Below are 21,399 nucleotides of genomic sequence, written 5' to 3' on the forward strand. Positions count from 1 at the left end.
TCTTTTTAATGGGATCGGTCATCGTGTGGTATCGATAACTTTGGCGGATTCTATGTGATTTTTTCTTTGTCAACAACGATTTTTGATATCGATAACTTCCTTGTTGTTTTTTGCGTTAGGATCGTAGGAAAACTTTTTCCCGTTCGTCGTAGGGGTAGGCGCAATGTGTGAGTGAGCTATGGATGATGATGTCGTCGAGTGGGTCATGTCGAATTTCCTGCCTTTCGAAGCCGAGCTTCGCAAGATGCTGGCCCGCGTCTGCAGCGGCCCGGCCGAGGTGGACGACGTGGTGCAGGAAACCTATTACAAGGTGCTCCAGTCGGAGAGCCTGGACCATGTGCGCGAGCCCCGCGGGTTCCTCGTGCGCACGGCGAAGAACCTCGTCATCGACCGGATGCGGCGCGACGCGATCGTGAGCATCGAGTCGGTGGCCAACCTGGAAGAGTTGGAGATCGCGGATGCGGCGCCGACCCCGGAACGCGTCGCGCTGGCGCGAGCGGAGCTGCGCTGGGTGTTCGGCCTCATCGCCAACCTGCCCGACCGCTGCAAGCAGGTATTCATGTCGCGCCGCATCTACGGGCTGTCGCAGACCGAGACGGCGGCGGCGCTGGCGATCTCGGAAGGCATCGTCGAGAAGGAGGTCATGCGGGGCATGGGCCTGATCTCGGACATGATCGCCCGGGTCGGCGTGCACGAGGTGTCGCGCGCGAGGGCAAGGTCCACCGTCGGGAAGCGCCATGTCAACGATTGACCGCCAGGCGCTGGACTGGGTGGTGCGCCAGTCCGACCATCCGCTCGACGCCGAGAGCCAGCGCGCATTCGATGCCTGGTACGCGGCGGACATCCGCCACCAGGGTGCGTACCTGCGCGCCGTCGCCATCCACCGCGCGCTCAACGGGGCGACGGTGCAGGAATCCCTGCGGCCGAAACGCGAACGCCTGGAAGCGGAATGGGCCGGCGCGTCGTGGCAAGTGGCCGGTTCGCGGCGCGCGTTCCTGGCGGCCGGCGGTGTCGCCGCCGGTGCCGGCCTGTTCGCGCTGACCGGCCTGTTCGCCGGCGCCGACAGGACGGTCCTGACGACTGCCAGGGGCGAGTTCCGCAAGGTGCCGCTGGCCGACAAGTCGGTGGCGGACATCAACAGCAACAGCCGCCTTGAAGTCAGGATGACCGCGCAGGCGCGACAGGTGAGGCTGACCAGGGGCGAGGTGTGGCTGGAAGTCGCCAAGGACAAGACCAAGCCTTTCATCGTGGAGGCGGGCGAGGTCCGCGTGCGTGCCGTCGGCACGGCCTTCGGCGTGCGCCGTTTCGCCAATGGCGCGGAAGTGCTCGTGACGGAGGGGACGGTCGAGGTATGGAGCAGCGACGGCAGCGCGCGCAAACGCCTCGTGCACGCGGGCGAGCGGACCGTCGTGGCCGACCGGGCGGCGGACATCGCGGTCGCGCGGCAACCGGTGGAAGTGGAGAGAAAACTCGCGTGGCGGGAGGGCAAACTGATATTCGATAACCAGACGCTCGGCGAAGCGGTGGCGGAATTCAACCGCTACAGCCAGAAGAAGATCGTCATCGCCGATCCGGCGCTCGGGCGCCGCAAGCTGGTCGGCCAATACCAGATCGATGCGCCCGAGCGGTTCGCGCAGGACGTCGGCGCGGTCCTGCAAATTCCGGTGTCCATTACGGCCGAGAAGATCGTCATCGGCGGCAGTTGAATAAATTCCCGGCAGTCCCGTAGGAAGTCGTCGCACCGTTCGTCGTTATCGATAACGGAGACAATCCGGATAAACAGGTTGGTTTGGAGGAGACAGCGAGATGGTTCCAGATCTGTGCGGAAGAACGGCCGCGGTCGTGCTCAGCATGAGCATTGCCGCACTGCCGCGGGCGGTCCATGCCGAGGAAGCGCGCAAGCCGTTCGACATCGCGGCCGGGTCCGCGCTGCAATCCGTCGTGGAATTCGCGCGGCAGGCGGGCATCAACGTGCTGGCCTCCGGCGACGTCCTCGCGGGCATCGAGACCCCGGCAGTGCGCGGCACGTTCACCGTCGCCGAAGCATTGGACAAGCTGCTGTCCCGGACCGGCCTGACGAGTCGTATGAACGCGAGCGGGGCCATCTTCATCGTGGGCCCCGACCGCACATCGAAAGGGGACAAGACAGTGACAGGTACGATTCCAATGCAACGGCGCGCGACGTGCTGCGCCGTGCTGCTGGCATTCGGCAGCGCGGGCGCCGCGTATGCGCAAACGGCGCCCGACGGGAGCGCGGCGCCGGACGGCGCGGTCAAACGGGAAGACACGGCGACCGTCGTCGTGACGGGCATGCGCGCGAGCCTGCAGAGCGCGCGCAACCGCAAGCGCAACGGCGATGCGATTTCCGATTCGATCGTCGCGGACGACATCGGCAAGCTGCCGGACCAGAACATCGCGGAAGCCGCCCAGCGCATTCCCGGCATCCAGCTGGGCCGCAACAAGGGCGAGGGCGCGAGCATCCAGATCCGCGGGCTGGGCCAGAACAAGATCGTGCTGAACGGCCTGGAGATGGTCGGCGCGGGCGGCGAATACAACGGGCGCAGCTTCGGCCTCGAAGACTTGCCGGCCGACGTCCTGGCGGGCATCGACGTCAACAAGAGCTCGTCGGCCGACGAGATCGAGGGCGGCCTCGGTGGCTACGTCAACATCCGCACGCGCCAGCCGTTCGACTTCCAGGGCCGGGCCGCGACGGTGTCGGCCAAGGCAACGGATTACCGCATGGCCGGCGGGTTTGGGAACAAGACGAAAGGGCAGGTCTCGGCGCTGTACAGCGACCGCTGGAAGACGGGCGTGGGCGACATGGGGTTCCTGGTCAATGCCGCGCACACGGAGAGCGCCTTCGGCCTGGCCGAGAACGAAGTGGAACGGACGGAGATGGTCCCGGACTACGCCGGGTCGGGCAAAGGCGTCACGCTGCCGATCGGCCTGTTCACCGGGAACGGCCACCACGGCGACCGCAAGCGCGACACGGTCATCGCGTCGTACCAGTGGCGCGTCACCCCGGGCTTGAGTTTCTTCGCGAACTACGTCGGCATCGATTACCTGTTGCGGAATAACTTCCAGACCGCGCGCGTCTACCACGGTACCCCGACACCGTCGTTCACGTCGTGGGGCGATACCAACGCGGACGGCAGCGACAACCTGAAATCCGGCACGTTCACCAGCAACCCGCTGACCGACGTGTCGGTGATCGGCGACGAGCACCGCAAATCGAAGCTGTTCGACGTGGGCGGCAAGTGGAGCAACGGCGGACCGCTGACCGTCCGGGCGCGCCTCGCGCACAACGAGACGGCCGTCGTGAACACGCTGTACGAATGGGGCATCGCGGCCACCATCCCGTCCATGACGATGACGATGAACGACGGCGCGCCGACCGGCCTGTCGATTGCCGGCATCGACCTGAACAACCTCGCGAACTACCACCCGAACTACCTGCTCGCCATCCACCTGGACGGCACGCAACGCAATACCGCGTCGACGCTCGATGCGACCTGGCGGACCGGCAGCGGCATCGTCAACTCGATCGATTTCGGCCTGCGGGCGAACGACTACACGCGGCACTCGTTCGGCTTCGTGAATTTCTACTGTATCGACGGCTGCAACAGCGGCAGGACCCTGGCGACGGTCGACCCCGCGCTGCTGCACCAGGTGCCGGCGGCCGAATCGCGCCTTGTCGGGCCGTACTGGACGTATGCGACGGCCGCGGTGCGCGGGCAGACGGCGCTGCGCACGCTGTACGGACTGCCCGCGGGTGAATCGAACACGCAGGACCAGGACCAGCTCAACCGTGAAAAGACGCTGGCGCTGTACCTGAAGGCGAACTACGAGTTCACGCTCGCGGACCGCCCCGTGACGGGCAACGTCGGCGTGCGCGCCATCGAGACGAAGCTGCACGGCGAGTCGTACGGCGCGAACGCGGCGGGCACGCTGGAATTGCAGGCGCGCGATTCGACCCGCCACGACGTGCTCCCTTCGTTCAACGCCAACATCGCGCTCGGCGACAACCTGAACCTGCGCCTGGGCGCATCGAAGACGCTCGCGCCGGTCAACTTCGGCTACATGGCGGCCGCGACGACGATCACGAACCAGGTCCAGCACGATGCCCGCGCGGGCAATCCCGACCTGCAGCCGTTCACGTCGAAGAATCTCGACGTCTCGCTCGAACACTACTTCGGCCGCAACGGCATGGCGTTCCTGGGCGCGTTTCACAAGACAGTGGACGGCTTCATCCAGACGGTGGCCGAGCAGCGCGTGATCAACGGCGAGACGTACAACGTGTCGACGTTCAAGTCGTCGGGCACGTCGACGATCAAGGGCGTCGAGACGGGCTACCAGCAGTTCTTCGACATGCTGCCCGCGCCGTTCGACGGCCTGGGCCTGCAGGCGAACTACACGTACGTCGATTCGAAGGCGGCATCCGCCGTCGCCGGCCGTACGGTGCCGCTGGAGGGGCTGTCGAAGAACAGCTACAACCTGATCGGCATGTATGAAAAGGGCCGGTTCAAGGCGCGCATCGCCTACAACTGGCGCGAAGGGTATGTGGTCTCGACCAGTTCGTCGGGCGCGATGGGTGTGCCGATCTTCAGCAAGTCGATGGGGACGCTGGACTTTTCGATCGGCTACGACGTCACGAAACAGCTGTCCATCGTGGTGGACGGCGTGAACGTCAACGGCGCGGCGGTGGAGACGTATTACGGCAATCCGCACAACCAGGCCAATTACCAGCCGCTGAACAAGCGCTTCGGCATCCAGGCCCGGTACACGTTCTGACCTGCTTCCGTTCTCCTCGGAGGTTCGGCACGCCATGCCCGTCCGGGCTGGTGTGCCTTTTTTGCGAGTGCATCATGAAACGACGCCATTTTCTCCACCTGTCCGCATCCTCGCTGTTCGCACCGTACGCGGGCGCGGCCGGCGGCAGGGCGGTGCCCGATTTTTCCTGGCTCGACGCGCGCCTGCGCGAGCGCGTGGACAACGGCTGGTTCGACGGCATGGGCCTGACGATCGGGCGCGGCGGGCGCATCCTGCACGAGGCATGTGTCGGCGACGGCGGCCCCGACGTCGTGCGCCACGTGGCGTCGACGGGCAAGTGGACGGCGGCCGCCACGATCGCCGCGCTCGTCGACGAAGGCAGGCTGCGCTGGGACGATCCGGTCCGCGCCTGGCTTCCGCAATTCACGGACGGGAAGGGCGACGCGACGCTGCGCCAGCTGCTGTCGCACACGGCGGGCTATCCGGACTACCAGCCGGAAGGCCGGCGCCGCGACGATTATCCGACGCTGGAGGAAGCCGTTGCGCACATCGTCGACCTGCCGGCCGTCGCCAGGCCGGGCGAGGTGTTCCAATACGGCGGGCTGGCGATGCAGGTAGCCGGCCGGATGGCGGAAATCGCCGCCGGCCAGCCGTTCGACGCCATCTTCCAGTCGCGCATCGCGGGCCCGCTCGGCATGCGGCATTCCGGCTACACGCCCGTGTCGACCGAGCCGGGCTTCAGCCCCATGCTGGGCGGCAGCCTGTTCACCACCACGCGCGACTACGGCCGCTTCCTGATGATGATCGCGCGCCGCGGCATGGCGGACGGCCGGCGCATCCTGAGTACGCATGCCATCGCCGCGCTGGAGGCGAACCAGGTGCGCGCCGCGGCGGTGAAGCGCGGCGAGTACGTCGAACTCGCGCGCCAGGACGTCGCGCGCACGGATGTCTATGGCCTCGGCCTGTGGCGCGAAGAGGTGGACCTGCAGTCCTCCCCGGGCTGGGCCGGCGCCTATGCGTGGGTCGACCGGACGAACGACGTCTGGGGCGTCGTCATCGCCAAGGCCAATGTCGGGAAAGCCGTGGCGGACGGCTACAGCACCTTCCTCGGCTCGTCGATCTACGCGCCCATGGTGCGCACGGCCCTGGAAGAGGCCCGCGACACGCGTACCAGGCGGTCGTTCGTCCCCATCGACGGCGGCCGGCTTTATGTCGAGGACAGCGGCAGCGGTGCGCCGCTCATCTTCCTGCACGGGCACGGCTTCGACCGGCGCCAGTGGGCGCCACAGGTGCGGGCGTTCGAACGCAGTCACCGCGTGATCCGCTACGACCTGCGCGGCTACGGACGCTCGTCGCAACCGGAGGAGGACAAACCGTTCCTGCATGCCGACGACGTGCGCCGGTTAATGGACGCACTGGGCATCCGGCGCGCGCACCTGGTCGGCCTGTCGCTGGGCGGTTTCGTCGTCACGGACTTCATCGCGCTGTACCCCGACCGCGCGCTGAGCGCCACGATGGCCGGCGGCGATTTGTTCGACGTGCCGGGGCCGGACGAGCCGTGGACCGCTGACGCGGTCGCCCGTCGGCGCGGCGAGATCGCGGCGCTGAAGGCATCCGGCATCGCCCCGTTCAAGCGGCGCTGGCTGGACGACCTGGTGAGCCACGGCGGCAGCGGGCGCGAGGCGTTGCGGTGTCCGCTGTGGCGCATGATCGACGAGTGGCCGGCGTGGCAGCCGTTGCACGTCGAGCCGCGCCTGCTGCTCGGGCGGTCGGTGAAGGGACGGCTCACGGCGGCCAGGCCAGCCATGCCGGTGCTGGTCGTGCGCGGGGACCAGGAAACGATCGACCTCGCGATCACCGGCCTGTTGCCACAGGCGGAAGTGGCGATCCTGCCCGATTGCGGGCACGTGTCGAACCTGGAACAGGCCGCCGCATTCACGGCGACGCTGCGGCGCTTCCTCGCACGAGCGTGAGGTCGACGCGGCACACGATCGGGTTATCCCCGTCGCGGCTCCATTCGCACCAGCCGCCGTCATAGACGCCAATGCGCTCCCAGCCCATCAGCCACGCGTAGAAGAACGCCAGCGACGCGCGCCAGCCGGTGCCGCAATAAAACACGGTCGGCCGGCCCGCATGGATGCCGCTCGCCGCCCACATGCGCACGATGTCCGCCGCGGGTTTCATGCGCCCGTCGGCGTGCTGGAACGCGGCCATGCTGTTCACGTCGCCGTCCTCGCCGGCGCGGCCCCACAGCGCGCCGGGGATGTCGCCGCGCGCATCGATGTAGCTGTAGCCGGATGTCCGGCCCATGTATTCGTTCCACGTGCGGATGCTGGCCAGCGTGCCCTGTCCATGCCGCAGCAGGCCGCGCACCTGGTCCATGTCGAGCAGGTAGTCCGGCCGCGCGGGGAAGGGCGCGCCGAAATCGTCCGCAGCGGGACCGGGACGCGGCGGCCCGGGTTCGAGCGGCAGGCCGGCCCGCTGCCAGGCCGCGAACCCGCCGTCGAGCAGGCGGACGTCCTCGACGCCCGCGTACAGCAGCAGGTGCGCGATGCGCGCGGCCGCGAGGACGTTGCGGCCGTACAGGATGACGGTGACATCGTGGCGGATGCCGTGGGCGAGCAGTACCCGCTGGAGTGCCGCGTCGGGGACCTTGTTCCACAGCGGTCCGTGTTCGAACCACATCGTGTCGAGGTAGCCGGCGCCGGGAATATGGCCGGCCGCATGGTCAGCCGCACCGTCGCATCCGACTTCGAACAGGCGGCAAGCGGCGTCGGCGCGGCCCGCCAGCCACGCGGGCGTGACGAGCTGGCGCCAGCGGGGCAGGTCGCGGCGGAAGCCGAACGGAGGGAGGCTGTTCAAGAGACGATGCAAAGAAAAAGGGCCGGGCCCCGTATGTTACAGGACCCGGCCTTCTACTGGCTGACGCGCCGGTCTCAGACGGCGACGGTATCCGCCACGTCGCGGAACTCGCTGATCTGGTCGAAGTTCATGTAGCGGTAGATCTGGTCGGCGTTCTCGCTGAGCACGCCGGTGTGCGCCATGTACTCTTCGCGGGTCGGGATCTTGCCCAGCGTGGAGCAGACCGCGGCCAGTTCGGCCGAACCCAGGTACACGCGGGTGTCGATGCCGAGGCGGTTCGGGAAGTTACGCGTCGACGTCGACATCACGGTCGCACCCTTGCGGATCTGCGCCTGGTTACCCATGCACAGCGAGCAGCCCGGCATTTCCATGCGCGCGCCGGTGCGGCCCAGCGTGCCGTAGTGGCCTTCGGCCGTCAGCACCTGCTGGTCCATCTTGGTCGGCGGGGCGACCCACAGGCGGACCGGGATGTCGGTCTTGCCTTCCAGGAGTTTCGAAGCGGCGCGGAAGTGGCCGATGTTGGTCATGCACGAACCGACGAACACGTCGTCGATCTTGTCGCCGGCGACGTCGGACAGCGTCTTGACGTCGTCCGGATCGTTCGGGCAGGCGACGATCGGTTCATGGATGTCGGCCAGGTCGATCTCGATGACGGCGGCGTACTCGGCATCCGCGTCCGGTGCCAGCAGGTCCGGCTTCGCGAGCCACGCTTCCATCGCCTTGATGCGGCGTTCCAGCGTGCGGCGGTCCAGGTAGCCGTTCGCGATCATCCACTTCATCAGCGTGATGTTCGAGTTCATGTACTCGATGATCGGTGCCTTGTCCAGGTGGACCGTGCAGCCGGCGGCCGAGCGCGCGGCCGACGCGTCGGACAGTTCGAACGCCTGTTCGACCTTCAGGTTCGGCAGGCCTTCGATTTCCAGGATGCGGCCGGAGAAGATGTTCTTCTTGCCCTTCTTGTCGACGGTCAGCAGGCCTTGCTGGATCGCGTACAGCGGGATCGCGTTGACGAGGTCACGCAGCGTGACGCCCGGCTTCATCTCGCCCTTGAAGCGGACCAGCACCGATTCCGGCATGTCCAGCGGCATGACGCCGGTGGCGGCGGCAAAGGCGACCAGGCCCGAGCCGGCCGGGAACGAGATACCGATCGGGAAGCGGGTGTGCGAGTCGCCGCCGGTGCCGACGGTGTCCGGCAGCAGCAGGCGGTTCAGCCACGAGTGGATCACGCCGTCGCCCGGACGCAGTGCCACGCCGCCGCGGTTCTCGATGAAGGTCGGCAGTTCCTTGTGCATCTTGACGTCGACCAGCTTCGGATACGCGGCCGTGTGGCAGAACGACTGCATCACGAGGTCGGCCGAGAAGCCCAGGCAGGCCAGGTCCTTCAGCTCGTCGCGGGTCATCGGGCCGGTGGTGTCCTGGGAGCCGACGGTGGTCATCTTCGGTTCGCAGTACGTGCCCGGGCGGATGCCCTGGCCTTCCGGCAGGCCGCACGCGCGGCCGACCATCTTCTGGGCCAGCGAGAAGCCGCGGCCGCTGTCTTCCGGGTTCTGTGGCAGGCGGAACAGCGTCGACGGCGCGAGGCCCAGCGCTTCACGGGCCTTGGCGGTGAGGCCGCGGCCGATGATCAGCGGAATACGGCCGCCGGCGCGCACTTCGTCGAACAGCACGTCGGACTTGACCTTGAACTCGGCGATCGTTTCGCCGTTCTTCAGGGCCTTGCCGTCGTACGGACGCAGTTCGATGACGTCGCCCATTTCCATGTTCGACACGTCGACTTCGATCGGCAGGGCGCCGGCGTCTTCCATCGTGTTGTAGAAGATCGGGGCGATCTTGGTGCCGAGGCACACGCCGCCGAAGCGCTTGTTCGGGATGAACGGGATGTCTTCGCCGGTGAACCACAGCACCGAGTTGGTGGCGGATTTACGCGAGGAGCCCGTGCCGACCACGTCGCCGACATAGGCGACCAGGTGGCCCTTGGCCTTCAGTGCCTCGATCTGCTTGATCGGGCCGATCTTGCCCGGCTCTTCCGGGTTGATGCCCGGACGCGGGTTCTTCAGCATGGCCAGCGCGTGCAGCGGGATGTCGGGACGGGTGGTCGCGTCCGGGGCGGGCGACAGGTCGTCGGTGTTGGTCTCGCCGGACACCTTGAAGACGGTGAGGGTCATGCTTTCCGGGACGGCCGGACGCGACGTGAACCATTCGGCGTCGGCCCACGACTGGATCACTTCCTTGGCGTTGGCGCTGCCCTGGTCGGCCAGTTCCTTGACGTCGTGGAAGTAGTCGAACATCAGCAGGGTCTTCTTCAGGCCTTCGGCGGCAACCTTGCCGACGACGGCGTCGTCCAGCAGGTCGATCATCGGCTTGATGTTGAAGCCGCCGAGCATCGTGCCCAGCAGGCGCGTCGCCAGTTCGCGCGAGATCAGCGGGCTGGTGTCTTCGCCGCGGGCGATCTTGTTCAGGAACGCGGCCTTGACCTTGGCCGCGTCGTCCACGCCCGCCGGGACGCGGTTCGTGATCAGGTCGACCAGGAAGTCTTCTTCGCCAGCCGGCGGATTCTTCAGGAGTTCGACCAGGTCCGTGGTCTGGGCTGCGGACAGGGGCAGCGGGGGCACGCCGAGGGCGGCGCGTTCGGCGACATGGGTGCGGTATGCGGCTAACATGGGAAGCTCTTTCAGTCGTTTTGAAAAGCAGGACAGCGGTTGCTGGCCCGGTACTGCCGATATTGTATCTCAAGTCTTCTATAAGACATAAGACGTAATATCGGTTAACTGTGAAAGCTGCCCGAAAGTGTGGCGCCGGCCCCTCAGGTGAGGGGCGTATCGACCTTCTTCAGCGTGCGCAGCACGAAGCTGGACTTGCTGTGGCGGATGCCCGGGATGTTGTAGATGCGCTCGCGCAGCAGCCGTTCGTAGTCGCGCGTGTCCTTCACGGCGATGCGGATGAAGTAATCGTAGTCGCCCGAAATCAGCGCGGCCTCCAGCACTTCCGGGATCGATTCGAGCGCCTGGCCGAATTTGTACAGCGTCTCCTCGCTGTGGCTGTCCAGCGTCACCTGGACGATCACGGTGTCGTGGTAGCCGAGGCTCGCCAGGTCGACTTTCACCGTGTACGCCTCCAGCAGGCCGCTGTCCGTCATCCGCTTGATGCGGTTCCAGCACGACGTCGTCGACAGGTTCACGGCGCCGCTGATCTCCTGCAGCGGCGTGCGCGAGTCCTTCAGGAGGATGGCCAGGATCTGCAGATCGGCTGCATCGTAAATTTTTCTCTGATCGTCCATGATGGGTGAAAATTTTTCAGTAAGGTGCCAGATTATAGCGAAAACCGTGAAGCACTTTCGGCCATAAGCTCGATAAAATTCAGGGATGAAAACACTTCCTCCCTTGACCGCCGCGAGCGTGCTGGTCGACACGCTGGTGGACTGCGGCGTCGACACCGTGTTCGGCTATCCCGGCGGCGCGGTGCTGCCGCTGTACGATGCGCTCGCCCTCGACCGGCGCATCCGCCACATCCTCGTCCGCCACGAACAGGCGGCCGTCCACGCGGCGCAGGGGTATGCGCGGTCGACCGGCCGGCTCGGCGTCGTGTTCGTGACGTCCGGCCCCGGTGTCGCGAACACGACGTCCGGTCTGCTCGACGCGCTGAGCGATTCGATTCCCGTGCTGTGCGTCAGCGGCCAGGTCGCGACCGGTGCGATCGGCACCAACGCGTTCCAGGAGTGCGACGCGCTCGGCATCACGCGCACGGTCACGAAATGGAATACGCAGGTGCGCGACGCCGCGGCCGTCGCGGCCACGATCCGCACCGCCGTCGCGACGGCGCTGGGCGGGCGGCCGGGGCCCGTGCTGGTCGACGTGCCGAAGGATATCCAGGCGAGCCACGTGGTGGCGGCGCGGTGCGGTTCGTCCGCCGGCGCTGTCCCGTCAAGCGTGCCGCAAGCCGCGCTCGAGGAAGCCGCGCTCGAGCAGGCCGCGCACCTGATCCGGCACGCGCGCCGGCCCGTGTTCTACGGCGGCGGCGGCCTGGTCAACGCGGGCGACGCCGCATGCGCCGCGTTCGGCCGGCTCGTGCGCTGGAAGGATGCGCCGTGCACGCTGACGCTGATGGGGCTGGGCGCGTTTCCCGCGTCGGACCCGCGCTGGCTCGGCATGCTGGGCATGCACGGCACGCTGGAAGCGAACCTCGCGATGCACGAGGCGGATCTCGTCGTGTGCGTGGGTGCGCGCTTCGACGACCGCGTCACGGGCAAGCTGGCGCATTTCTGTCCGGACGCGCGCATCGTCCACGTCGACGTCGATCCCGCGTCGATCGGCAAGGTCGTGCGCACGGACGTCGGCCTGGTGGGCGATTGCGCCGCCATTCTCGATGGACTGCTCCGGATGCTGGACGCTGTCGACCCCGCGCCCGTCGCGACGTGGTGGGACAGGATCGCGTCATGGCGCGCCGCGCGCTGCCTCGACGTGCCGGTGTCCGGCGCGGGCATCCTGCCGCAACGGCTGATGCGCACGCTGGCGGATCACGTGGCGCGGCGCGGCGCGATCGTGTCGACCGACGTGGGCCAGCACCAGATGTGGGCCGCGCAGTATCTCGGTTTCGAGCGTCCGCGGCGCTGGCTCACGTCGGGCGGCGCGGGCACGATGGGCTATGGCCTGCCGGCGGCGATCGGCGCCCAGGTCGCGCATCCGGAGGATCTCGTCGTGTGCATCTCGGGCGACGCGTCCGTGCTGATGAACATCCAGGAACTGGCGACGGCGGTGCAGCACCGGTGTCCCGTGAAACTGGTCCTGTCGAACAACGGCTGCATGGGCATGGTGCGGCAGTGGCAGGAGCTGCATTACGAAGGGCGCTACAGCCACAGTTATTCGGAAGCGCTGCCGGACTTCGTGGCGCTGGCGCGCGCCTTCGGCTGGCAGGCGCGCCGCGTCGAGGATCCCGCCCAACTCGATGGCGCGGTGGCGGCGTGCATGGATGCGGAGGGGCCGTACCTGCTCGACGTGCGCGTCGAGCAGGCCGAGAACTGCTTTCCGATGATCCCCGCGGGGCGGGGGCATCACGAGATCCTGCTGGCGAAGGACCGCTGGTACGAGGCCTAGAGAGGGCGCAGCCACAGCGCCTGGCCGCCGGAAGCGGGCAGGTCGAGCTGCAGCACGGTGGCCGCGTCCACCGTGCGCGTGTGGATGCCGACCTTCGTGCGCGTCGGCGCGGCCGGGTCGTCCGCGTAGATCGTCGCTTCGTAGCGCTTGCCTTTCGGGAGGAAGTCGAAGCGCAGCGGGATGCGGCGCGCGTCGTTGTTCGTGATGCTGCCGACGAACCACTCGTCGCCCTTGCGCCGCGCGATCGTCACGTCGCGGCCCGGCGCGCCGTCCAGCACGCGCGTCTCGTCCCACGTGGTCGGGATGCGGTCCCAGAACGCCAGCTCCGGCTCGTCGTGCGAGCGGTCCGGCGTGTCATACCAGTACAGCGTCTGCAGCGGGCTGTAATAGACGACGGCCAGCGCCAGCTGGTGCGCATGCGTCGTGCGGATGCGCGGGTCGTAGTAGCAGATCGTGTAGTCGGCCGCGCCGGCGAGGTAGCGCACGAACGGGAGCACCGTGTTGTGCGTGGCGTCCGGCATTTCCTCGTTGCCGCGGATGCCTTCCGCCGTCAGGAGGTTGGGCCAGGTGCGCTGCTCGCCGGTGGGGCGCCAGTCGTCGTGGATGTTGACCATGATGTGGGCGGCGGCCGCCTGCTGGATCGTCTTCTCGAGCCACGTCGTCCAGCGATGCGAACCGACCTGCACGAAGCCGAATTTCACGCCTGCGACGCCCCAGTCGCGGTAGGTCTGGAACAGCGTGTCGCCCTGCGCCATCAGGCCCTGCTGGTTCACGTACAGCCACACGCCGATGCCCTTGGCCTTCGCATAGGCGATGATGCCCGGGAGGTCGAAGTCGGGAATCGCCACCTTCGTCGCGTCCGCGTCGAACGAGAACGCGTTGCCGTACCACTTGAAGTCGAACAGGACGTATTGCAGCTTGTGGCGCGCGGCGAAGTCGATGTTGGCCTTCGCGTCCTTCGTCGTCAGCGACATCACGCGCATGATCTTGCCCGGCTTGATCCACGACGTGTCGGCGATGCGCGACGGGGCGTTGAGGTTCAGGATGAAGTCGTTGTTCTCGATCAGCTGGCCGGGACGGCGCGCGATCATGATGCCGCGCCAGGGCGTGGCGAACGGCGAGACCAGGTCGGCCGGGTCGTGCATGGCCGTCACGATGGTGTCCGGCTTGTCGGGGCTCAGCTTGAACTTGGTGCGCGCGTAATCGACCATCTGGCCTTCGAGCAGGGCGACGGACAGGCCGTTCGGCAGCTGCAGCGTGAGCGGGCGCTCGGCCTGGTCCGGCCAGTTCGACAGGGGCATCAGCTGGTACGGACCCTGGGCCCAGCCGTGGAACCACGCCCGCGTGCCGGCGGGCAGGGCGAATTCCGTGTCTTCGCCGATGATGCGGTAGTACGTGCCTTTTTCGTTCTCGGGGAACGCGAAGCGCAGCGCCACGCCGGCGTCGTAAGCGCGTACTTCGACGGACAGTTTATAGGTCGGGTTGTCGTCCTTGACCAGGTCGACGGTGAGGGCTTCGTACTGGTCGCGGACGTGCGTGCGCTCGCCGGTGACGGGCGTCCACGTGCTGTCGTGGCGCGCGCGGTGCACGCCCGTCACGCGCAGGTTCTCGAACCAGCGCGCATGATGGTCGACGGGCAGGGCCATCGCGTTCTCGGACAGGTGGTTATCGAGGCGCAGTTCCAGCAGCGAGTCGCGGATGACGGTCTCGCCGTCGTAGCGCACGTTGTAGGACAGGGCGCGCTTGCCGGCGGCGTCCAGCTTCTGTGCCAGTTCGAGCACGATGTGGCCGTCCGGCGAGGCGACGCGTTCGATCATGTCCGCGGCGGTGGCGTGCACGGCCGCGGCGCACAGCCAGACGACGGCGAAAAATTGGCGCATGAGGTCTCCCATATTTGTTATCGATCACATGGTAGCAGATATCCGCTGCCGGATGCAATCGGTGCCTAATCGCTCTGCAGGCTCGGGAAGGCGTCGCTGACATCGCCGCGGGCGCGGGAGGCGCGTTCGTCGGCCAAGTCGCGTTCGAGGGTGGCGACGCAGGACGCCAGGTCCGCCTCCTTGCCGGCGACGGCGACCGTGCGCGCGGCGGCGCCGTCGATGCGCATCCACAGCGTCCGCTGGCGCAGGAACGCCCGCAACACGTCCATCATGGCCGGGGCGGGGATCTGCGCGGACGCACGGTCGGCCATGTCCGGATGGAGCGCGACGCTGAGTGCCGTCTGCGCGCCCGCGCCGATTTCCAACAGGTGGGGGCGGGCCGGCGGGTCGTCCTCGCGCAGCCTGACCTTGCCGACCAGTTCGAGCTTTCTGGGGTCGACGCCCACGCCGAGGGTCAGGTGCAGGAATTGCCGGATGTCGCCCCCGGCCGGCATCGTCGCGAGCGTGCACTGTACGATACCGTGGTCACCGGCGTCCACCCAGAACGCCAGCTGCTCTTGCGCCGGTGCCGGCTGGGCGAAGCAGGACGTCGCACTGAATACCGCAAGCAGGGCAAGCACCGGTCTCATTGTCTTCCTTTCATCGATCGCGGCGGCCAGTGTAATAAAAAGTCCGCGACAAAAGGTATGGATATCGATAACATTGCACGTCCACTGATGGAGGCGAACGTATGAAGCACAAGATGAAGCTTTTCCTGGCGGCGGCAGCGCTGCTGAGCGCGGCGGCGGCGGCGCGGGCGGACGGCGTGCTCCGCCCCGGCGCGCTGTGGCCGGATGACAAGGGCGTGCACATCAACGCGCACGGCGGCGGGATCCTGGAACACGACGGCGTGTATTACTGGTTCGGCGAGCACAAGGTGTCCGGCACGGCGGGCAACGTGGCCCAGGTCGGCGTGCACGTGTACAGCTCGCGCAACCTGACCGACTGGAAGGACGAGGGCATCGCGCTCGCTGTCAGCGCCGATCCGGCCAGCGACATCGTCAAGGGCGCGATCATCGAACGGCCGAAAGTGATCCGCAATGCAAAGACAGGCAAGTTCGTCATGTGGTTCCACCTGGAACTCAAGGGCAAGCGCTACGACGCCGCACGAGCTGGCGTGGCCGTCGCCGACAAGGTGACGGGGCCGTACGTGTATCAAGGCTCGTTCCGGCCGGACGCGGGTGCATGGCCGGTCGACGTGACGCCGGCGGACAAGGATGCCGCCACGTCCTTCCTCGCGCGCGACTTCGCGGGCGGGCAGATGTCGCGCGACATGACCTTGTTCGTGGACGACGACGGCAAGGCCTGGCAGTTCTACGCGTCGGAGGAAAACCACACGATGCACGTGTCGCGCCTGACGGACGACTACCTGCGTTCGGCGGGGCAGTATGCGCGCGTGAAGCAGAACGGCGACGACGAGGCGCCTGCCGTCTTCAAGCACGGCGGCAAGTATTACCTCGTGACGTCGGGCCTGACGGGCTGGGCGCCGAACGCGGCCAAGTCGTACGTGGCGGACGACATACTGGGCCCGTGGCGCGCGCTCGGCAACCCCGTGCGCGGCACGCCGGACCAGCAGAAGATCACGTTCGGCGGCCAGTCGACGTATACGCTGACACTCCGGCGCAACGGCTGCACGCGGCATATCCTGATGCTGGACATCTGGCGCAAGGAGGATGCGATCGACGGGCGCTACGTGTGGCTGCCCATCGAGTGGGAGGACGGCAAGCCGGTCGTGCGGTGGCGCGACCAGTGGACGCTGGCGGACATGGACAAGCTGCCCTGCGACGGGCCGGGGGACTAAATACGTCGACCAAAAACCGGACTTGCCGGGAGAGCAATACGGGCCGTGCGCTGAGCCGTTACGAACGGCCGGGTTCGGCCAGGAGCGGACGTCCGCAATGCCGCCTAGAGAATACTGACTTAAAGACCTATGATGAAGATATTATCTGTCATATGCGCCTTGGCTTAACGTTGGCCCTCTGGCTGAAACTTGGAACCGATCCGCCGCGGCGATATCGATACTGCGAGCATCGCGCTGGCGAACAGAGCGGAGGCGACAGTCCACTTTGGTCCAGGTTGTGCAAGAACGAAATTTCTGCCTGTTTTCAGGTGGTTCTTTACCTGAAAGAAGCGCAACCTAAATGAAGCCCGAACTGGAGATATCGATGACCGTAAAAGTCTACCGCTTCGCGCAGTACCCAGTCGGCAATGACGTGACGTTGTCGCATGGCTACGCAACGATGGAATTCATCATCCTCAACAAACTGACTGCAGTGCCGGACAGCGAGATGGATGTAGACCCGGCGCACGTCGACCAGGAAGGGCGTTACCTGGGACTGAACAGCATCAATCCCACCTAGTCCGCCTGGCAAACCCAATATTTCAGTTGAAGCAACATTCGCCGTGCCCGGCCCTTTACGGACTTCCGCATATCGCAGAGTGTCCGCTCGGGGGCGGCCGGCGCTCGTCGCATGCACGTCGCAAAAAAATCTGAAGCAATCATGTCGATCCTGCTGTTCCTCGTACGTCGTGCAGAGACAACATCATTTCTCATGAGCGCAGGAGATTCAAATGGCTTCGTCGGTACTATTCATGTCAATGTCGCTCGACGGATATATTGCCGGTCCGAACGACGAAGTCGGCAATCCTGGAGGCGATGCCTTCGATCGGCTGCACGAGTGGTATGGGGACTTTTCCCGGCCGTCTGGACCTGTTGGAGAATTGTGGGACGAGTGGAATACGCCTGGTTCGATATTGGCGGGGCGGCGGACCGTGGAGCAAATTGATCACTGGGGCGGTGACAATCACGGTGTCCCGATCTTCGTACCCAGCCACCGGCCGGCCGGCCCATCCGTCGCAAACTATCCGCTGGTGACGTATGTGCGCGACGGCATCGAGAACGCGATGGCGCGGGCGAAGGCCGCCGCCGGCAACCTGAACGTGCTGGTGCTCGGCGCGTACACGGCACAACGGGCACTTGAGGCCGGTGTGCTGGACGAGTTGCAGATCCATCAGATACCGGTGCTGTTCGGTGGCGGCCGGCGGCTGTTCGAGGTGTTGCCTTCACGGATCGAGCTGGAGATCGTCCGGGTAATCGACACACCGGATGCGACGCACATCCGCTATCGCGTTCGTCGCTGATGGCGGTACGTCGAAAGGTATAGTTGGAGCGACCAAGCGAACGGAGACACGATGGGACTTTTGACCTTCAGTATCAACCTGACCCTCGACGGCTGCGTCGACCACCGGGAAGGCATCGCCGACGACGAGACGCATGCCTTTTTCACCGACCTCATGGACGAGGCCGGGGCGATGCTGTGGGGCCGCGTCACCTATGAGATGATGGAGGCCTACTGGCCGGCGGTCGCGCGCGGCGCCGTCGACGCGCCGCCGGCGCTGCGCGCATGGGCGGACAAGCTGGAGGTCAAACCGAAGTACGTGGTGTCCTCGACCCGGTCCGACTTCCCCTGGACGAACAGCCACCATGTCACGGCCGACCTGCGTTCGAGCGTGCAGCAGCTCAAGGACGCGACCCCGAACGGCGTGCTCCTCGGCAGCGGCAAGCTCGCCGCCGCGCTCGAACGGCTGGACCTGATCGACGAATACCGGTTCCTCGTCCATCCCAGGATCGCCGGGCACGGCCCGACGCTGTACGACAGCGGATTGCCGGCCACACGCCGGCTCGAATTGCTCTCCGCGACACCGCTGCACAACGGCGCGGTCGCCATGCACTACCGGCGCGCGCGCTGACCCGGCGTCATTCAATGGTCCATTTGTACTGCACGATAGACACCTTTTCCACCGGCGCGCCGGCCGACGTACCCGGCGTGAAGCTGCAGCGGGAGAGGGCGGCCAGCGCGGCCTGGTCGAGTGCGGGGTAGCCCGACGACGTGCCGATCTCCGCCTTCCTGATGGCCCCATCGGCGCCGATCAGGAAGTTCAGCTTGACCAGGCCCATGTGCTTCGCCCGCACCTCGTCCGGCGGATAGGCCGGCCTCGGGCACGTCTTGAAATCGATCATGGCGGGCAGCTCGGCCGGATTCAGCGATGCCGACGGCAGCGCGCTGCCTGTCTGGCCGGCATCGTAGCCAACCGGACGCAAGCGCAAGGTCACGTCCCGCTCGCGGTCGTCGTGTGCCCTGGTGACCGCAAACTGGCGTGACTGCCTGACCTGCGCCACGAAGTCGCGCTCGGTCATCGGCTTGCCATGCTCATCCACGTAATTGAAGTTGTCCACGGGACCGACACCCTGGCGGGCAAGCGCGTCAGCCAGGGCAGAGGGAACGGCTGCCGGTTGCGTTGCGCAGCCGGCAAGCGCGGCAAATCCGAGAACGGCAAGTCGCTTGTTGAAGTCGGTTTTCATGATCGGGCGGAAAGTTGTCGGACAACTAGTTTATTTGCAAAATTGCTGAGATTGCAAGTAGTCATCCGTCCCGCATGAAGTAACAATCCATTCAAAAAAAGTCAGCTGAAATTTACGATTCAATGAGATTGTCGTCCGTCTCGCTGGACCAGGGCGAGTCGGCAGTACTGTCACCGCCAGACTGGCCAAGCCGCTCCTACCGCTCGTTCCGCCCCTCCGCCTTCGCCGCATCCGCCGCCGCCTTCAGCGACGCATGCGCGACGGGCAGGTGCCAGTCCAGCTTGATGGCCGCCAGGCGCAGGCCGAAGCACAGCGCGGCGCCGGCGCAGGCGCTCACGGTGCCCGGCACGCCCAGCGCGTCGCCCGTCACCATCACCGCCGCGCCGGCCAGGGCGGCGACGGCGTAGATGTCCGAGCGCAGCACGGCCGGGATCTCGGACAGCAGCACGTCGCGCGCGACGCCGCCGCCGACGCCCGTCAGCATGCCGAGCAGCGCGGCCATCACGGGGTCCAGCCCGAACACGAGGGCTTTCTGGGCGCCGGCCACGCAGAACAGGGCGAGGCCGGCCGCGTCGAAGATCAGCACGGGGCTCTGCAGGCGCTTGATGCGCGGATACCAGAAGAAGATCAGCACGCCCGCGAGCAGCGACACGGCCAGGTAGCGCCAGTCGCGGATCGCGGACGGCGGCGTCGCGCCGATGAGGACGTCGCGCACGATGCCGCCCGAGTTGGCGGCGACGAACGACAGCACCAGCACGCCGAACAGGTCGAGCCGGCGCCGCACGCCGGCCACGGCGCCGCTCAGGGCGAACACGAACGTGCCCAGCAGGTCCAAGGTGAGCACGAGGGTCTTGATGGCGGCGCTGACGTCGAGCGATACGGGAGAAAACACGAAAACCTCGTCAAGGACGGCGAAAACCCGCCATTATGCCGCTGAAAGGTAATTGAAGGGTTGCGTCGATATAGTGGGCTCCATTCACCAGGCTGATCGGCCGTATCAACGGTTCCGATATCTTGCCTGGACAAGAACGAGGAGCACACATGAACACGACAACCTACACTCCGGCGAACGCAGAACAGCAGGCGGCCGGCTCATCCATCCCCCAGCTCTGCCTCAAGATTGCGCGTACCCGCATCGGCATCGTGCCGCTGCCGGTCTATGTGCTGCTGCTGGCGCTGATCGGCGGCTTCGTCGCGACCGGCAAGGTGCCGAACGACATCTGCGTGTCGATCGCCATCCTCACCGTCGGCGGCTTTTCCTGCGCCGAGCTGGGCAAGCGCCTGCCGTACTTCCGCAATATCGGCGCCGCCGCCATCTTCGCGACGTTCATCCCGTCGTATCTCGCCTTCAGCAAGCTGCTGCCGGCGCCCGTGCTGAAGAACGTCGTCGACTTCACCAAGTCCACCAACTTCCTGTACCTGTTCATCTCGTCGATCATCGTCGGCAGCATCCTGAGCATGGACCGCAACGTCCTGATCAAGGGCTTCCTGAAGATCTTCGTGCCGCTGGCCATCGGGTCCGTCGTGGCGGGCGCCGTCGGCACCGCGGTCGGCACCTTGCTGGGCCTGGGCCCGTACCACACGTTCTTCTACCTCGTCGCGCCGATCATGGCGGGCGGCGTCGGCGAGGGCGCGATCCCGCTGTCGATCGGCTACGCGGGCATCCTGGGCCAGGAGCAGGGCCATATCTTCGCCGAAGTCCTGCCGCCCGTGATGCTGGGCAGTCTGACGGCGATCCTGCTGTCCGGCATGCTGAATTCGCTGGGCAAGAAGCGTCCGCACCTGACCGGCCAGGGCCGCCTGCAGCCGGGCGAGGAAGCCATCGCGCCGCAGGCGGAAAGCCTGCCGGGCCAGTTCGACATCGCCAACATCGCCGCCGCGGGCATCACCTCGATCTCGCTGTACATGGTCGGCATGATGTGCTTCCGCCTGTTCGATTTCCCGGCCCCCGTCGCGATGCTGTTCGTGGCCGTGATGTTCAAGCTGTCGCGTCTCGTGTCGCCGCAGCTGCAGCAGAGTTCCTATATCGTCTACAAATTCTTTTCGACGGCCGTCACGTACCCGCTGCTGTTCGCGATCGGCGCGTCCATGACGCCGTGGGACAAGCTCGTCTCCGCCTTCAACGTGGTCAACCTGACGGTCATCGTCTCGACCGTCGCCAGCCTGATCGCCACCGGCTTCTTCGTCGGCCGCCGCATGAATATGTACCCGATCGAGACCGCGATCATCAACGCCTGCCACAGCGGCCAGGGCGGCACGGGCGACGTCGCGATCCTGACGGCGGCCGAGCGCATGCAGCTGATGCCGTTCGCCCAGATCGCCACCCGTATCGGCGGCGCGATCACGGTCACGCTGACCTTGTTGGCAATGTCGCAACTGCACTGAAGCGCACGCG

Annotated in this window: 17 protein-coding genes; 10 read left to right on the forward strand and 7 right to left on the reverse strand. The window is 66.3% G+C overall.

All coding sequences use genetic code 11. The annotated features are described in order from the left end of the window. The first annotated feature begins 178 nt into the window (after positions 1-178). From ACEN9H_RS09135 to ACEN9H_RS09150, 4 genes are all read left to right on the forward strand, one after another. Entirely contained in the window at positions 179-751 is a 573-nt protein-coding gene (locus ACEN9H_RS09135; protein ID WP_413674502.1) for an RNA polymerase sigma factor, read from the forward strand. Further along, positions 738-1,706 carry a FecR family protein gene (locus ACEN9H_RS09140; protein WP_413674503.1) on the forward strand — a complete coding sequence of 323 codons (969 nt, stop codon included), beginning with the start codon at positions 738-740 and terminating at the stop codon, positions 1,704-1,706. Before ACEN9H_RS09135 ends, ACEN9H_RS09140 begins: the two co-directional genes overlap by 14 nt. Before the next feature lie 145 nt (positions 1,707-1,851). Then, entirely contained in the window at positions 1,852-4,791 is a 2,940-nt protein-coding gene (locus ACEN9H_RS09145; RefSeq protein WP_413674504.1) for a TonB-dependent receptor, read from the forward strand. A 74-nt stretch (positions 4,792-4,865) separates the two neighbouring features. After that, positions 4,866-6,743 (forward strand): alpha/beta fold hydrolase, encoded by a 1,878-nt coding sequence (locus ACEN9H_RS09150; RefSeq protein WP_413674505.1) that lies wholly within the window; start codon positions 4,866-4,868, stop codon positions 6,741-6,743. On the opposite strand, the gene ACEN9H_RS09155 is transcribed toward ACEN9H_RS09150, so the two are convergent. The 3 genes from ACEN9H_RS09155 to ACEN9H_RS09165 form a co-directional block, all read right to left on the reverse strand. Then, positions 6,706-7,632, reverse strand: a complete 927-nt coding sequence (locus ACEN9H_RS09155) for a sulfurtransferase (protein ID WP_413674506.1) — start codon at positions 7,630-7,632, stop codon at positions 6,706-6,708. The genes ACEN9H_RS09150 and ACEN9H_RS09155 overlap by 38 nt on opposite strands. A 74-nt stretch (positions 7,633-7,706) precedes the next feature. Further along, complete coding sequence (gene acnB, locus ACEN9H_RS09160) at positions 7,707-10,292, reverse strand: bifunctional aconitate hydratase 2/2-methylisocitrate dehydratase (RefSeq protein ID WP_413674507.1); 2,586 nt, start codon at positions 10,290-10,292, stop codon at positions 7,707-7,709. Between the two features lie 143 nt (positions 10,293-10,435). Then, positions 10,436-10,909 carry an Lrp/AsnC family transcriptional regulator gene (locus ACEN9H_RS09165; protein ID WP_056135907.1) on the reverse strand — a complete coding sequence of 158 codons (474 nt, stop codon included), beginning with the start codon at positions 10,907-10,909 and terminating at the stop codon, positions 10,436-10,438. An 85-nt stretch (positions 10,910-10,994) separates the two neighbouring features. On the opposite strand from ACEN9H_RS09165, the gene ilvB reads away from it, so the two are divergent. Beyond that, positions 10,995-12,722 carry a biosynthetic-type acetolactate synthase large subunit gene (gene ilvB, locus ACEN9H_RS09170; RefSeq protein ID WP_413674508.1) on the forward strand — a complete coding sequence of 576 codons (1,728 nt, stop codon included), beginning with the start codon at positions 10,995-10,997 and terminating at the stop codon, positions 12,720-12,722. Here ilvB and ACEN9H_RS09175 read toward each other — a convergent pair. Together ACEN9H_RS09175 and ACEN9H_RS09180 are read right to left on the reverse strand one after the other, a co-directional pair. Next, positions 12,719-14,602, reverse strand: coding sequence for a glycoside hydrolase family 97 catalytic domain-containing protein (locus ACEN9H_RS09175; RefSeq protein ID WP_413674509.1), 1,884 nt, complete (start codon positions 14,600-14,602; stop codon positions 12,719-12,721). The two genes, ilvB and ACEN9H_RS09175, sit on opposite strands and share 4 nt — an antisense overlap. 65 nt (positions 14,603-14,667) lie before the next feature. After that, complete coding sequence (locus ACEN9H_RS09180; RefSeq protein WP_413674510.1) at positions 14,668-15,231, reverse strand: hypothetical protein; 564 nt, start codon at positions 15,229-15,231, stop codon at positions 14,668-14,670. Positions 15,232-15,344: 113 nt separating this feature from the next. Between ACEN9H_RS09180 and ACEN9H_RS09185 the strand changes: the two genes are divergently transcribed. From ACEN9H_RS09185 to ACEN9H_RS09200, 4 genes are all read left to right on the forward strand, one after another. After that, entirely contained in the window at positions 15,345-16,442 is a 1,098-nt protein-coding gene (locus ACEN9H_RS09185) for a glycoside hydrolase family 43 protein (RefSeq protein WP_413674511.1), read from the forward strand. A 340-nt stretch (positions 16,443-16,782) separates the two neighbouring features. Then, positions 16,783-17,001 carry a hypothetical protein gene (locus ACEN9H_RS09190; RefSeq protein ID WP_413674512.1) on the forward strand — a complete coding sequence of 73 codons (219 nt, stop codon included), beginning with the start codon at positions 16,783-16,785 and terminating at the stop codon, positions 16,999-17,001. Between the two features lie 211 nt (positions 17,002-17,212). Continuing rightward, positions 17,213-17,782, forward strand: a complete 570-nt coding sequence (locus ACEN9H_RS09195) for a dihydrofolate reductase family protein (RefSeq protein ID WP_413674513.1) — start codon at positions 17,213-17,215, stop codon at positions 17,780-17,782. Between the two features lie 51 nt (positions 17,783-17,833). Beyond that, positions 17,834-18,391, forward strand: a complete 558-nt coding sequence (locus ACEN9H_RS09200; protein WP_413674514.1) for a dihydrofolate reductase family protein — start codon at positions 17,834-17,836, stop codon at positions 18,389-18,391. A 7-nt stretch (positions 18,392-18,398) separates the two neighbouring features. On the opposite strand, the gene ACEN9H_RS09205 is transcribed toward ACEN9H_RS09200, so the two are convergent. Next, positions 18,399-19,004, reverse strand: coding sequence for a TonB family protein (locus ACEN9H_RS09205; RefSeq protein WP_413674515.1), 606 nt, complete (start codon positions 19,002-19,004; stop codon positions 18,399-18,401). 196 nt (positions 19,005-19,200) lie between these two features. After that, entirely contained in the window at positions 19,201-19,896 is a 696-nt protein-coding gene (locus ACEN9H_RS09210) for a trimeric intracellular cation channel family protein (RefSeq protein ID WP_413674516.1), read from the reverse strand. Positions 19,897-20,045: 149 nt separating this feature from the next. On the opposite strand from ACEN9H_RS09210, the gene ACEN9H_RS09215 reads away from it, so the two are divergent. After that, on the forward strand, positions 20,046-21,389 hold the full coding sequence (locus ACEN9H_RS09215; protein WP_413674517.1) for a 2-hydroxycarboxylate transporter family protein: 1,344 nt from the start codon (positions 20,046-20,048) through the stop codon (positions 21,387-21,389). Positions 21,390-21,399 lie beyond the last annotated feature (10 nt).

It is taken from the genome of Massilia cellulosiltytica, from assembly GCF_047325105.1.
Classification (GTDB): Bacteria; Pseudomonadota; Gammaproteobacteria; order Burkholderiales; family Burkholderiaceae_D; genus Telluria; species Telluria orientalis.

Bases quoted from the DNA above. Each gene is read 5' to 3' on its own strand.
- ACEN9H_RS09135 (WP_413674502.1), top strand. From the start codon at position 179: ATGGATGATGATGTCGTCGAGTGGGTCATGTCGAATTTCCTGCCTTTC.
- ACEN9H_RS09140 (WP_413674503.1), top strand. From the start codon at position 738: ATGTCAACGATTGACCGCCAGGCGCTGGACTGGGTGGTGCGCCAGTCC.
- ACEN9H_RS09145 (WP_413674504.1), top strand. From the start codon at position 1,852: ATGAGCATTGCCGCACTGCCGCGGGCGGTCCATGCCGAGGAAGCGCGC.
- ACEN9H_RS09150 (WP_413674505.1), top strand. From the start codon at position 4,866: ATGAAACGACGCCATTTTCTCCACCTGTCCGCATCCTCGCTGTTCGCA.
- acnB (WP_413674507.1), bottom strand. From the start codon at position 10,292: ATGTTAGCCGCATACCGCACCCATGTCGCCGAACGCGCCGCCCTCGGC.
- ACEN9H_RS09165 (WP_056135907.1), bottom strand. From the start codon at position 10,909: ATGGACGATCAGAGAAAAATTTACGATGCAGCCGATCTGCAGATCCTG.
- ilvB (WP_413674508.1), top strand. From the start codon at position 10,995: ATGAAAACACTTCCTCCCTTGACCGCCGCGAGCGTGCTGGTCGACACG.
- ACEN9H_RS09175 (WP_413674509.1), bottom strand. From the start codon at position 14,602: ATGCGCCAATTTTTCGCCGTCGTCTGGCTGTGCGCCGCGGCCGTGCAC.
- ACEN9H_RS09180 (WP_413674510.1), bottom strand. From the start codon at position 15,231: ATGAGACCGGTGCTTGCCCTGCTTGCGGTATTCAGTGCGACGTCCTGC.
- ACEN9H_RS09185 (WP_413674511.1), top strand. From the start codon at position 15,345: ATGAAGCTTTTCCTGGCGGCGGCAGCGCTGCTGAGCGCGGCGGCGGCG.
- ACEN9H_RS09190 (WP_413674512.1), top strand. From the start codon at position 16,783: ATGAAGCCCGAACTGGAGATATCGATGACCGTAAAAGTCTACCGCTTC.
- ACEN9H_RS09195 (WP_413674513.1), top strand. From the start codon at position 17,213: ATGGCTTCGTCGGTACTATTCATGTCAATGTCGCTCGACGGATATATT.
- ACEN9H_RS09200 (WP_413674514.1), top strand. From the start codon at position 17,834: ATGGGACTTTTGACCTTCAGTATCAACCTGACCCTCGACGGCTGCGTC.
- ACEN9H_RS09205 (WP_413674515.1), bottom strand. From the start codon at position 19,004: ATGAAAACCGACTTCAACAAGCGACTTGCCGTTCTCGGATTTGCCGCG.
- ACEN9H_RS09215 (WP_413674517.1), top strand. From the start codon at position 20,046: ATGAACACGACAACCTACACTCCGGCGAACGCAGAACAGCAGGCGGCC.